This is a genomic window from Cupriavidus pauculus, assembly GCF_022179805.1.
Taxonomy (GTDB): Bacteria; Pseudomonadota; Gammaproteobacteria; order Burkholderiales; family Burkholderiaceae; genus Cupriavidus; species Cupriavidus pauculus_E.
The window spans coordinates 1-12,388 of sequence record NZ_BPUO01000001.1 but is presented as its reverse complement, the minus strand read 5'-3'; the positions used below and the strand labels follow the sequence as shown (position 1 = coordinate 12,388).

Below are 12,388 nucleotides of genomic sequence, written 5' to 3'. Positions count from 1 at the left end.
GGTCACATGTACCAAATTGACAACGCAACTGCCGCGACAACTCAGCCAGCCTCGACCCCAGCGGGTACAGCCGGATTCTTTACAGATGGAAACCCGGCGACGAATGTTCCAGCAACGATCGTCCCCGCTGAGTGGCTGAATGCCGTGATGATGGAGTTGGCCAACGTCGTCACTGGAGCGGGCTTGACGCTTAATAAGTCGGCCTTCAACCAACTGCTTGCGGCCATCAAGCGGCTTGGACAAAGCACGGTCATCCTTGCGGATACTGGTGCAGCAAATGCCTACACTGCCACCAACTCGACCCCCTTGGTGGCGGGTACATGGGTCGATGGCGTTGTGCAGGCAGTGAAGATCGCGCACGCGAACACCGGCGCATCGACCTATGCCCCGGATGGGCTGACCGCGATCCCGATTTATGGCCTCGGCCTGCAGCCGCTGCAGGGGGGCGAGCTGGCGCTGAACGGGACGGCGGTGCTGATGCGCGCGACCATCGCTGGCGTCAACAGCGGTAACCCAATCGCCGTGCTTATGGAATGCGCCGGTGGCGCACAGCAGGTCGCTCCGGCCACGCAGAGCCGGCATGCGGTGAACCTTGGGCAGATGGCCGCTTCCCTCGGTGCAAGTGGCTATCAGAAGTACCCGTCCGGGCTAATCGTACAGTGGGGTACATACACGCAGGCAACCGGGGGTGGGCAGTCGAGCAATGCCGTTACCTTCCCGATTGCCTTCCAAACTGCATGCCAATTCGCCAGCGGTAATTCGACCGACCCGGGTGTTTTTGTTACGGCATCAAGCAAATCCACGACGGGCGCAACGTTCCAAAATTACCAGCGCAATACGGCAGTTTCCATCAATGCTGTGGCGGCGCAGTGGTTCGCCATCGGCTACTAAGGACTGAACATCATGGGTCAAAAAATCGCAGCCTTCGACAGACAAGGACACATCACTGCGTTCTACGACAGCGCGGACAGTCCGGTTCCGTCAGGCGTCACGAACACCATTCAGATCACACAGGAACAGTGGCAGACATGCATCAGTCAACCTGGGTATTGGTATGTGACTGACGGGGCGCTCGCGCCAGTTCCTCCTCTTACTGCGGCACAGCAGCTTGCTGCAGCACAGTCGGCGCAGATAGGCGTCCTGAGCGCCGCATGCGCGACCGCCATCGCGTCCGGTTTCTCGTCTGGCGCGCTCGGCTCTGCCTACGGCTACCCGAGCGCGCTTACCGATCAAGCGAACCAGAACACCGTCGCTCAATGCTCGTCTGGCGGCTTACTCTGGTGCGTGACTGGCGGTGCATGGTCGTTCAAGCAACACACGCAGGCGCAAGCGCAGGCTGTCGTCTGGGCGTTTGCGGCATGGCTCAATAAGTGCCAACAGCAACTCGTGGCACTTACGGAGCAGGTCAATGCGGCAACCTCGCCTGACGCTGCGCAGGCGGTCGCGTGGGCGAACCCGCAGTGACCTACAGCGGTGACAGCGGAGGACCGATCAGTTCCAGCACCTTGTTCTGATCGTAGCTGACTGCTATCCGTCCCTGCCCGTTAATCTCGATGTACGTCGGATCGCAGACGTCTATGCCGGGCTGCTCGATGAGCAGCTTATCGCGGCGGATCGTCCATGTCGTGGGGTTGGCGGGGTCAGCCACGCTCATCGTGGTGTACCACGGGTCGGTGGCGCTACGGTCGCGGAATAGGCCGTGGATCGCCACCATCTTGCCGTCCAACAGCATCATCTCCGGATTCCCGCCGTTTGGGATAACGACTGGTCCCTGATTAGGCGTGAAGTCCATCGAGACTGCTGGATCGGCCCAGGCATAGGCGATGTCCATGTGGCCGAGGGTACTGTGAGACTCGGCAAGCATGTGCCACCGGTTGCCGACAGGAAGAATTGCGACATTCCAGACGTGCGCCCAGTTGGTCCCAGGTTGCCTGCGGACGATAGGCTGTCCGTTATTCTGAATAGCCCAGGTCACGAGGTCCTTTGAGCGGTATAGGTAGATGTCGCCATCGCCCGGGTCGCTGTTGTTGCAGGCCAGGAAGGTGGCGCCTTGGTAGGCAAAGACATATGGAAACCGGCAACGGTCGGGGAAAACGAGGCTTCCCGCGCTCTGCTGCGGGGTTGCCTGGTAGTCTGGGATGAGACACGTTTGAGTGTCTGCGCAGCCAAAGAAGAGACCGAAGCTATGGCCGATGGCGTAATAACTTGCCTCGACGACGACTTTTGCATCGAAAAGCGGGCCAAGCAATTGGTACGCGCCGGCCCGGATCGGGTAGGTGGGCTGGGTAGGAGTAGGGGCAGGTGACGGCGTAGGAGTGGGAGCTGGCGCGACTTGAGTCGGAGCAACGGCTTCCGCCTCAGGCGATTCGCCGCCACCGCATGCTGCCAGCGAGAGGCAGGTTACAACCGCAGCGATTCCAATTCGACTTGCGCGCCGACGACACGCATGCGGCTCAGAATGCGTTCGATTGTTTCCGCATCCAGTTCTAGCCTGGCCATCGCGAAGAACAGGATCTGCGGGCTGATCTCCCGCTCGCCGCCTGTGTACTTGCGCCACTGGCGGCCATCGGAGACACCGAATAGCTGAGCCATCTCGGCGCTCGATAGACCCAGGTCCGTTTTTAGCTTCATGAGTTCTTCGGGCGATGGCGGTGCATATAGCATTGGCAAGGCGAAACATAGTCATTCCTTTCGGAGATAGGTCCGCGCGGGGTGCGCTTACGCATGCAGATAGAATAGGACCAATGGTCCTAGGTGGCAAGGGAAATTTGGAGGCGTCGTTATAATCACTGCCGAACAAGAGACGAGGGGCGACACTTTGGGAGTGATCAGGTTCTGGCTCGCCATCGCGGTGGTATTTGCCCACATGGGTCCGCTGTATGGCTTCCACATGATGGACGGCAGGACAGCCGTCCAAATGTTTTTCGTTATCTCAGGCTTCTATACCGCGCTGATCCTTAGCGAGAAGTACCCGACCGGACGAGAAGGCGTGCTGCTCTTTTATGGGAACCGGTTCCTCCGGATATTCCCGTCATATTGGCTGGTGCTCGCGCTGTCGGTGATCATCGGCCTCTTGGAGGTGCATTGGGGCGGGATGTTTCATACGTTCGGCGCGGTTAGAAGCTGGATCGAGCGCGCAAGCACGCTCCCGGCGGATGCGTTGGCTTACATGGTGCTCAGCAATCTGTTTCTGTTCGGGATGGATTGGGGCTATTTTCTGGTGATCGGACAGGACGGTCTGGCGTGGTCGGCTAACTCGCTAGTGGCAGGTAATGGGCGCCTAGACTTCTTCGCGCCGGTTCCGCAGGCGTGGGCGCTTGGCCTGGAGTGCGCAGTGTATGTCGTGGCGCCGTTCCTGTTCAGGGCGCGCACGGCAGTCATCGTCGCGGTTATTGTCGGGTCGCTGGCACTGAGGGAAACCGCTCTACACTACGGTGCCACGTTCGACCCCTGGACGTACCGGCTGCTCCCATTCGAAATTTGCTTCTTCCTCTTCGGTGTGCTCTCGTACCGGATATATCGGGGCGTTGGCACGGCAGCGTTGCGACCCTATGCGTTGCCGGGCTTTCTCGCGCTGCTCGCTTCGGTCGTCCTGTACAAGTGGTCACCTGGCGCGGTGCCGGCAGTGCTGGGCTTCGATCCCAGGGCAGTGCAGGGTTTTGTACTGCTGACGCTGCTGATGCCGTTCGTGTTTGCCGCCACGAAATCGAATCGACTGGACAAGCTGCTTGGGGATATGTCGTTTCCGATCTACCTAATTCATGTGCTGCTTATACCCCTCATCGGCAGCGATACGGAACGTCAACGCTCGGTCGTTCTCCTGGCGACACTGATTGCCTCCGGGCTCATGATCAAGGTCATCGAGATACCGATCGACCGGTTCCGGCAAAGGCGTGTCGCCGCCTTGGCCTGATAGTTTCGACATCAACCGCCTTCGGGCGGTTTTTTCATGCCCGCCACGCGCGGGCATTTCCATTTCTGGAGGACGTATGCCATTCACCAGAGCCGATCAGCTACCTGGCGGGCAGAACATGGCCGGGTTCCTCGACATGCTGGGCTTCAGCGAGGGCACGGACGACGGGCGGCAGCCGACGCGCAATCACGGTTACGACGTCATCGTGGGCGGCAGCCTCTTCACGGACTATTCGGACCACCCGCGCCAGCGCATCTACATCCCGCGCATCAGCGACTGGAGCACGGCGGCAGGGCGCTATCAGCTGCTGTCGCGCTATTTCGATGTCTACAGGCGGCAGCTCGGCCTGCGCGACTTCGGGCCGGCCGCGCAGGATGCCATCGCGGTCCAGCAGATCCGGGAGTGCCGCGCCATTCCAGACATTCAGGCCGGGCTACTGGCCGCAGCCATCAACAAGTGCCGTCGCATTTGGGCCAGTTTGCCTGGAGCGGGGTACGGACAGCACGAACAGAAATTCGAAGCCCTCAGGGCGCAATACCTGCTGCACGGTGGGGTCGACAACGGGGTCTGACAATGAGCGATGAAGTATTGGTGGTAGCGAAGGTTGGCGGGGCTGCGGCGCTGGGCTCTGCCATCGCATTGAAGTTCATTCCGGGGAACTGGTGGCAGCGCGGCATCTCCTTTCTGGGGAGTATGGGCGTCGGCTGTCTGGTTGGCGGCGCTGCAGTGGAGCGGTTCAGCCTGGTACCAGGCAGCTACACCCACATGCTGGCGGTGGCCGCCTCTGCGGTGTTCGGTCTGGCGATCGTCAACAACGGGATGCAACAGATCCCCGAGTGGATGAACGCCATCCGTCGCCGCGTCTGGGGGAGCTGAGATGCATAGCATCAACCTGGCGGCAAACGCCATCATCTTCGCCGGCTCGATCTGGGCCGTGCTCACGCACAAGGTGCCGAATCGCACGGGCGGTGCGCTGGTCCTGTTGTTGGTCAACTTCGCGGCGTTCGGAAACATGGTGTCGCCCTGGGCATGCCACAGCGATCCTGAGGTGGCACTGAACGCCGCCATCGCGCTGGGTGTGCTGTGGGGCGTCTGGCGGCTTGAGCTGCGGCATCACTGGAGGCCCCATGATCTTTCTTGATCCACGCGCAGCGTTGGCTGCGATCCCTTGGCGTGCGATAGGCGCCGCGGTGCTGTCCGCAGCCATCTTCGCCGCCGGCTGGGTGGCCAACGGCTGGCGTAAGGATGCCGAAATCGACCGGATGAAGACGGCCAGCGCCCAGGCTGACCTGGCCAGCGCCAATGCCGCGCTGGGAGACCTGCGCCAGGCCGGGGAGACCATCCGGACCAAGGCCGACGAGTTCAACGCCACCCAGACCGCCCTCGGCGCCAAGGTCGACGCTGCCGTGAAGGAATTTCGAAATGCGAAGAAGCCATTGCCTGCTGATTGCCGCCCTGATGATCTGCGGGTGCGCAAGCTCACCGACGCCTACGAGGCTGCCAAGCAAGCCGCCGGCGCTCGATAGCGCGCTGGCCGCGCCGTGCCGGTGGCCGCATGACCCGCCAGCCGAACGCGACTATGACGCCTGGCAGGAATGGGTGATGGGGGACGTGCTTAAGGCGCTGGGGGAGTGTGCGGCCAAGCACCGAAAGACGGTGGAGGCGTGGCCGAACTAGTTCCGGTCTGGGGCCGAGTGAGCGAAGTCAATGAGATCGGACGGAGCTCTAAGTGGCTCGCTCGCAGATCCCGAAGTTTGAGAGGCTCAATCGTCGCCAGTGAGCCGGACGCAATATGCCACGGCCATCTATTGCGCAGAAACCGGACTTCGAGATTTCGTCGAGCACGGCCTCCGGATCGATACCGGGCATTGGAGTAGCGGCGTTCAGTTCGGCGAACTCTTCACAGAAAGGTGTGCCGAGCCACCGAGTTACAGCGACCGGGCAATCATGAAGCGCAAAGCCAGCAGGAATCAATATGGCTTTATCGCCGCTTCGGACGAGCAAGATGTTCATGGAGGATCTCTGAGGACTTCAGCCGGCGAGGCAGCTACAAGAGGATCCTCAGAGTGTCGGACGACGGCAAAGGCCGCTTCGACGATATGGAAGCATTCGGCCGGTCGCCTTGCTCCACTCGCGCGTCGTAGGCGCGTAAAGTCTCTTGGTCCGTTTGATTGTACACCCCTGCCAATTTGCTACGGACTGTCCTTGCAGGGCAGCGTTCGCAGCACCTTTTCCAACACCCGCCGGTGCTTGTCCTCTGCCTGCTCCCACGTTTCCGACTCGAAGCACTTGCTCAGGCTGCCGCTGACCATGGTCCGGAACATGGGCAGGTTGTCGTCTCTCATGCTGGCCCACCCCGAGAAGTAGGTCCAGACGTCGACCGCGTATTCCGGCAGGATGTCTTTGATCTGCCAGGCCTTGCCCTCGCAAGACTGCCACATGGCATGCTCGGTGTAGTCGTAGCACCGCACCGGCTGGCCGGCCTCGTCCAGGGTGTAGTAACGGTCGTAGTTCGGGTCTATCGGGCTGGGAGGGTAGCCGTCCGCTGGTTTGGGTGGGCGAGGCTTTGCAATGAGACGGGGCATGGCTAAGCATACTGTATAAATAAACAGTATTGGCGACCGCTGGTCGTAGATTGTCTTTGAGCGGCTACGCCTAAATTACGCCTTTGTGCGAAAGAGTATTTATCTACGGTGAAGTTCGAGTCCCCTCCCTCGCACCATCCTAACTTTTTGTTGCGTATCAGCAACTTTTACACTCTGCGCCAAAAACCGGCACTTTATGCCGCTAAGCCAAGCCCAGCAAGGGTTGGCGGGTATTTTCCTTTCTTGTTGTCACGCAATCGGTGCCCCTCCGCGCCACTCTATAATTTTCGCGCGCCCCCAGAAATCCCCCACGAACTCCGCGCGGATTTGGCTGTGGCACCCCATCCAAAAAGTGGTTTGAGCCCAGCAGTCTCGGCTCAGGTTCGCTATTGCCCTGACGCGCGTTACGATCCGAGCTTTCTACTGACAGACAAGGTGAATGCATGAGCTCCACTCAGGACAATCAAGTCGGCGCCTGTGTCTATGTTCTGCACATGCTGTTGCAACGACTGGAATCCCAGCGGCCCGGGATGCTGGTTGAGATGGCAGAGGGCATTGTGGCGGAGCAGACTGCGGCGTCCGTGACCGAGAGCGGGAAGACGCTTGGTCCAGTTTTTTCAGAAGCGCTGCGGATGGTGAATCTGGCGCAAGCGCAATTGCAGAGTGCCGATCGACACGGTGCTGACGACGACCGCTGGTGGAGGGCATGCAAAGCGTCAGCAGGCGCCCCTGGCGCCTTCGACTTGGTAGGCCGAATGATCCGGGGCGGCATGTCATCCGCCCCCACCTCTCTCACCCCTCAAAAAACCCCACCGGCGTCATCAGCCGATTCTCCTGGCTGATCAGATAGGCGGCCTCGGCGCTCATCTTCAAATAGGTGGCCCAGGCCGGGTCTTTCTGCAGCGCCTGGCGCTTGGCCTCGCGGTCGGCGGCGCTGTCGTAGACCCAGATGTGCATGTAGCTGTTGACGTTGCCGGTCTCGGTTTGCATGTAGGCCAGCGGTTTGCCCAGATGGCGGCTTTGCACCGGGTAGCCGTGCTCGGCGTAGAGCGCCAGGTGTTTCTTGATCGTGCCGGGCTGGCAGGTGTAGGTGCGAACGTCGTACAGCATGGTATTTCCTTGAAGATGGCGGATGAGTGGTGTCAGTCGACGGTGGCGCCGGATTGCTTCACAAGCACGGCCCAGCGCGACACTTCCTGATTCACGTATTTCTGGAATGCGGGCTGGCTGTCGCCGACGGGATCCGCGCCCAGGCCTTTCAGGCGGTCTTTGACGGCCGGGTCGGCAACGCTCTGGACGATGGCCTGCGACAGCTTCTCCACCACGGCCGGGGGTGTGCCGGTCGGGGCGAACAGGCCGAACCAGGAGCGTGCGGTCATGGCCGGGAAGGGCGTTTCGGAGAATGCGGGTACGTCGGGCAGCGCGGCATGGCGCTTGTTGCCGGTCACTGCCAGTGCCTTGAGCTTGCCGCCTTGCACCTGGCTCAGTACTTCGGGCAGGTTGGCGAACATCACCTGAACCTGGCCGCCCATCAGGTCGTTCAGTGCCTGCGAGCCACCCTTGTAGGCCACATGGGTCATCTTGGCGCCGGTCAGCGTGCTGAACTGCTCGCCGGCCAGGTGCGATGCGGTGCCGGTGCCGCCTGATCCGTAGTTGACGCGGCCGGCATTGGCCTTGGCGTACGTGGCGAGTTCGCTGGCCGAGCTGGCCGGTATTGACGGATTCACCACCAGCAGCAGCGGCACGGATGCCAGGTTCGACAGCGCGACAAAGTCGCGGGTAAGGCTGTAGTTGAGCTTCTGGTACAGCGTTGCGTTGATGGCGTGGCTCGACGTTGCCATCAGCAGCGTGTAGCCGTCGGCGTCCGAGCGGGCGGCGGCCACGGCGCCGATATTGCCGTTGGCGCCGGCTTTGTTCTCCACCACGACCGATTGCCCGAGGCGGGCCGACATCGCTTGCGCCACGGTGCGCGCGATGACGTCGGTGGCGCCGCCGGCCGCGAATGGCACGATGATGCGCAAGGGGCGGTCCGGATAGTCGGCCATCGCGTTGAGGGAAGTGGCGGCCAGTGCGGTGGCCACGGCAAGGCCACGCAACGCTGCGATTGCTTTGTACATGCTGTCTCCTGTGCTTCTGGTTCTGATGACCATTGGGCACACTCTACGCAACCGCGTGGCGGGGGCGTTAGGACGGATCAGACGCCGGGTTGGACTTTTTTGCGCTTCATTCCAGCGGCCGGCAGTGCTTCTTGCGGAAATCGCCCGGCGTGAGGCCGGTCTGCTTCTTGAAGAAGCGCGCGAAGTAGGCCGGATCCTCGATATTTAGTCGGAATGCGATCTCGGCGATGCCGGTCTCGGTATTGCTGAGCCAGCGCTTGGCTTCCAGCAGCACGCGTTCCTGCACCACCTGGCTGGCGGTGCGCGCCTGCGTCCGCTTGACCGCGTCGTTGAGCTGACGCTCGCTCACGCCCAGCGCCTCGGCGTACTGGCCCATCGCGGCAAAGCGCAGGTAGTGCGTTTCCACCAGCATCGTGAAGCGGCGCGTGAGCGCCTGGTGCGGACCGACGCCGCCCGGCTGCTCGCCGTCGGGGCACAGGCGGCGCAATCGGGTGAGCAGGATCAGCAGGCTGGCCTGCACTACGTCGCCAACGCCCGGCTGGCGCTCGCGGGCCTCGCGATCCATGTCGTCCAGCAGCGGCAGCATGGCGTCGTGCTGATCGGGCGTCAGATAGAGCGCGCTGTTGCCTTGCGACGGATGGAAGAACGGAAATTTCGCAACGTCGTCGGCGCGCGGAAACATCCTCGCGAAAAAATCGATGCTGAAGTTCAGCACATAGCCGTAAGGCTTGACCGACGACGTCCAGGCATGCACCTGGCCTGGAGAGAGGAAGAACACCGAATGATCGCGCACATCGAAATGCGCGAAGTCGAGCATGTGCGTGCCGCTCGCCCGGGTCATCCACAGCAGGTGATAGTAGTTGTGCCGATGCAGGAAGCCACGCGGAATGTCGTCGCGGTCCTGCAGCCGCACGAGGTCGAAATAGAACGACCCGTCGCCCGCGAAATCGGACGTCTCGAAGGTGGGAAATTCGCCCGGGTGGCTGGAGGGAAGGGCGGCAGGCAAACGCGGAATTCCTTGCGGTTTCGGATGCGGGTGACAACCGGAATCGTATCGCATCTTCCAGATTGCCGTGATTTTTGGAGATTCTTCGATCTACATTTGCCTCCGGAAAATGTAGTGCTCGCCCTGACAGTTCCCGAATTGATGCTCGGCCTGAGGATTTAGTAATCCTACGATTCCGCATCAACCCCTCCTTCCATACGATTCCCAGCGAGGAATCGCTAAAGCCGTCCTGGCGCGCAGTCAGGTTATTCGAGCGCAACAGTCACCCACATGTGCAAGCGCGGCCAAAGCCCCCGATGAATCAGAGACAGCAGGCCAAGCCTGCGCTCTCATCCGCCCGCCACATGCGGCCGGGTGCCGTGCAATCTATCGTCAGGAAGAATCATGAACAAGAATCGGTATCGCCGCGTATTCAGCAAGCACCTCGGCATGCTTGTGGCCGTTGCAGAGAACGTGAAGAGCCAGGGCAAGCAGCCCGGCGAAGGCGGCGCGCAGAGCGCATCCTCATCCTTTGGCGTTGTTTCCACGATGACGGCGGTGGCGCTGGCGCTGCTGCTCGTCGATATCAGTACGGCGCGCGCGCAAGCATTGCCGACCCATGGCAACGTCGTGGCCGGCCAGGCCACCATCTCCCAGCCTAACGGCAACACGATGAACATCGATCAGGGCAGCCAGCGCGCCGTGATCGACTGGAACACCTTCAACATCTGCAAGGGCAACACGGTGCAGTTCAACCAGCCCAACGCCCAGGCCCAGGCCCTGAATCGTGTGACGGGCGGCCTGCCTTCCAATATCCAGGGTTCGCTGCTGGCCAACGGCCAGGTGCTGATCCAAAACGCCAACGGCGTGCTGTTCGCCCACGGCGCCGTTGTGAACGTCGGTTCGCTGCTGGCCACCACCAAGTCCATCGACACCAATGCCTTCATGGCCGGCAATCCGCTGGCGCTGAGCGCCACCGGCACGCAAGCGGGCGTTATTAACGAAGGCACCATCAACGCGCAAGGCTACGTCACCCTGATGGGCGACCAGGTGCGCAACACCGGGAACATCCAGACCGCCGCGGGCGGTCAAGTCATTCTGGCCGCTGGCGACAGCGCCACGGTGGCGCTGCACAATGGCCAGGGCATCTCGCTGGTGCTGGACGATTCCACGGCCAAGGCGCTGGTGGAAAACAGCGGCAACATCCACGCGCAAGATGGCTCGGTGCTGCTGACCGCGCGCGGCAAGGACACGCTGCTCAGCACGGTGGTGAACCTGTCTGGCGTGGTGCGCGCCGGTACGGTGGTGGCCGATGCCGGCAAGACCGGCGACGTCACGCTGACTGGCAAGATCGATGTATCGAATACCAAAAGCGGCGCCAAGGGCGGCACGGCCGTGCTGTCGGGCGACCGCGTGGGCGTGTTCGGCAATGCCGAGATCGACGCGCATGGTGCCGCCGAGGGCGGCAAGGTGGTGCTGGGCGGCGACAGCCTGAACAAGCTGGCCGGCACCCAGGCCGAGAAGCTGCTGCAGGACGGCGCGATCTTTGCCAACTACACCCAGGTGGATGCAGGTGCAAGGGTTGATGCCGGAGCCACGCAGGGCGACGGTGGCTTCATCGAAACGTCGGGCCGCTATCTGGACGTGCAAGGCACGATCAGCGCGGCGGCACCGAACGGCAAATCAGGCCACTGGCTGATCGACCCGACCGACATCACGATCAGCACGGGCGCGGATGCGGGCTACACCGGCACGGTATCAAACGGCTTCCAGGGCACTGGCAACACCGCCACGGTCCGCAATACGTCGATCAACAATGCGCTGAACGCGGGCACGGACGTCACGATCACGACGGCCAGCTCGGGCACGGCCACGGGCAATATCGTTCAGCTCGCCGACGCGCACATCAGCAAGACTGCTGGCGGCGCCGCGAACCTGACCATGGCGGCCAACGGCAACATCACATTGAACGGCAATATCACGTCGACGTCGAACAGGCTGAATCTGAACCCGACGGCGGCGATAGGTGGGAATAATGGTGCCGTCGTTACGGCAGGTGCTCGCACCATTGATCTCAATGGTGGGGCATTGACAGTGTCCGGAAACACGACGGGCGGAACACAAGCTGCTGTGGTGTTTTGGGGCGACCTGCAAAACATTGGCGGCGGCACTGTGACGGGCGCTGCGACTCAGGGCCACGGCGTAATGTTCCGGGGAAGCCTGTCGCAAAACACGGGAGTCCTCAATGTCACGGGTTCGAGCACGGACATGCAAGGGATCTATTCGACCGCGCGCCTGGATATTTCTGATCGTGCCACATTGAATCTTCAAGGGCGCTCTGTGAATTCCGTCGGCACGCATCTGTCAGGAAGCATCAACGTTACGAGCAACGCTACGTTCAATGTTACGGGTCAATCCACCAATAGCTCTGGCGTATTTGTATCTGGCACTCTGAATATTCGAGACGATGCTGGCGTAAATGTTTGGGGGAACTCTGCGATTGCTCGCGCAGTGGACCTAGGGGGGGCAAGAATGGGCGGTCTCAAGAGTCAAGTGCAACGTTTAGCTAGTTTTTCGGCTTCCAGTTCCTTGGCCATTGCCTCTTCAGGCGTATCCCAGCCGAGTGTTTGACGTGGCCGTCCGTTGAGCAATTTGGCAATGGCGTTGAGCTGGGTCTGTGTGACCTGCGAAAGATCTGTGCCCTTAGGCAAAAACTGACGCAACAGGCCATTGGTGTTCTCATTGCTGCCACGTTGCCAAGGGGCATGCGGATCGGCAAACCAGATAT

General features: G+C 61.3%; 16 protein-coding genes. 8 read left to right on the top strand and 8 right to left on the bottom strand.

Annotated features, from left to right (window positions below):
- Positions 1-6: 6 nt before the first annotated feature.
- Together MFF62_RS00080 and MFF62_RS00075 are read left to right on the top strand one after the other, a co-directional pair.
- Positions 7-891 (top strand): gp53-like domain-containing protein, encoded by an 885-nt coding sequence (locus MFF62_RS00080; RefSeq protein ID WP_238258908.1) that lies wholly within the window; start codon positions 7-9, stop codon positions 889-891.
- Between the two features lie 12 nt (positions 892-903).
- The gene (locus MFF62_RS00075) at positions 904-1,464 is read left to right on the top strand and encodes a hypothetical protein (RefSeq protein WP_238258907.1); all 561 of its coding nucleotides are present in this window, start codon (positions 904-906) and stop codon (positions 1,462-1,464) included.
- Position 1,465: 1 nt separating this feature from the next.
- Here MFF62_RS00075 and MFF62_RS00070 read toward each other — a convergent pair whose 3' ends face one another.
- Together MFF62_RS00070 and MFF62_RS00065 are read right to left on the bottom strand one after the other, a co-directional pair.
- The gene (locus tag MFF62_RS00070) at positions 1,466-2,248 is read right to left on the bottom strand and encodes a hypothetical protein (RefSeq protein ID WP_238258906.1); all 783 of its coding nucleotides are present in this window, start codon (positions 2,246-2,248) and stop codon (positions 1,466-1,468) included.
- Between the two features lie 152 nt (positions 2,249-2,400).
- On the bottom strand, positions 2,401-2,631 hold the full coding sequence (locus MFF62_RS00065) for an XRE family transcriptional regulator (RefSeq protein WP_309295868.1): 231 nt from the start codon (positions 2,629-2,631) through the stop codon (positions 2,401-2,403).
- A gap of 193 nt (positions 2,632-2,824) precedes the next feature.
- On the opposite strand from MFF62_RS00065, the gene MFF62_RS00060 reads away from it, so the two are divergent.
- From MFF62_RS00060 to MFF62_RS00040, 5 genes are all read left to right on the top strand, one after another.
- On the top strand, positions 2,825-3,913 hold the full coding sequence (locus tag MFF62_RS00060) for an acyltransferase family protein (RefSeq protein WP_283205293.1): 1,089 nt from the start codon (positions 2,825-2,827) through the stop codon (positions 3,911-3,913).
- Between the two features lie 76 nt (positions 3,914-3,989).
- Positions 3,990-4,484: a glycoside hydrolase family 24 protein gene (locus MFF62_RS00055; protein ID WP_238258905.1), complete on the top strand. Its 495-nt coding sequence runs from the start codon at positions 3,990-3,992 to the stop codon at positions 4,482-4,484.
- A 2-nt stretch (positions 4,485-4,486) separates the two neighbouring features.
- Complete coding sequence (locus tag MFF62_RS00050) at positions 4,487-4,789, top strand: hypothetical protein (protein ID WP_238258904.1); 303 nt, start codon at positions 4,487-4,489, stop codon at positions 4,787-4,789.
- A gap of 1 nt (position 4,790) precedes the next feature.
- A complete protein-coding gene (locus MFF62_RS00045; protein ID WP_238258903.1) occupies positions 4,791-5,054 on the top strand; it encodes a hypothetical protein in 264 nt (87 codons plus the stop codon).
- Positions 5,041-5,439 (top strand): hypothetical protein, encoded by a 399-nt coding sequence (locus tag MFF62_RS00040; protein ID WP_238258902.1) that lies wholly within the window; start codon positions 5,041-5,043, stop codon positions 5,437-5,439. The genes MFF62_RS00045 and MFF62_RS00040 overlap by 14 nt, the downstream gene beginning before the upstream one ends.
- 199 nt (positions 5,440-5,638) lie before the next feature.
- Here the strand turns inward: MFF62_RS00040 and MFF62_RS00035 are convergent, their stop codons facing one another.
- From MFF62_RS00035 to MFF62_RS00015, 5 genes are all read right to left on the bottom strand, one after another.
- Positions 5,639-5,926 carry a hypothetical protein gene (locus MFF62_RS00035; protein ID WP_238258901.1) on the bottom strand — a complete coding sequence of 96 codons (288 nt, stop codon included), beginning with the start codon at positions 5,924-5,926 and terminating at the stop codon, positions 5,639-5,641.
- Positions 5,927-6,105: 179 nt separating this feature from the next.
- The gene (locus tag MFF62_RS00030; protein ID WP_238258900.1) at positions 6,106-6,498 is read right to left on the bottom strand and encodes a hypothetical protein; all 393 of its coding nucleotides are present in this window, start codon (positions 6,496-6,498) and stop codon (positions 6,106-6,108) included.
- A 792-nt stretch (positions 6,499-7,290) separates the two neighbouring features.
- On the bottom strand, positions 7,291-7,608 hold the full coding sequence (locus MFF62_RS00025; protein ID WP_238258899.1) for an NIPSNAP family protein: 318 nt from the start codon (positions 7,606-7,608) through the stop codon (positions 7,291-7,293).
- A 32-nt stretch (positions 7,609-7,640) separates the two neighbouring features.
- Positions 7,641-8,615 (bottom strand): Bug family tripartite tricarboxylate transporter substrate binding protein, encoded by a 975-nt coding sequence (locus tag MFF62_RS00020; RefSeq protein ID WP_238258898.1) that lies wholly within the window; start codon positions 8,613-8,615, stop codon positions 7,641-7,643.
- A 106-nt stretch (positions 8,616-8,721) separates the two neighbouring features.
- Positions 8,722-9,621, bottom strand: coding sequence for a helix-turn-helix domain-containing protein (locus tag MFF62_RS00015; RefSeq protein WP_238258897.1), 900 nt, complete (start codon positions 9,619-9,621; stop codon positions 8,722-8,724).
- 384 nt (positions 9,622-10,005) lie between these two features.
- On the opposite strand from MFF62_RS00015, the gene MFF62_RS00010 reads away from it, so the two are divergent.
- A complete protein-coding gene (locus tag MFF62_RS00010; protein WP_283205292.1) occupies positions 10,006-12,231 on the top strand; it encodes a two-partner secretion domain-containing protein in 2,226 nt (741 codons plus the stop codon).
- Here MFF62_RS00010 and MFF62_RS00005 read toward each other — a convergent pair.
- On the bottom strand, positions 12,150-12,388 hold a 239-nt coding region (locus MFF62_RS00005; protein WP_238258895.1), incomplete at its 5' end, for an IS30 family transposase. The genes MFF62_RS00010 and MFF62_RS00005 overlap by 82 nt on opposite strands.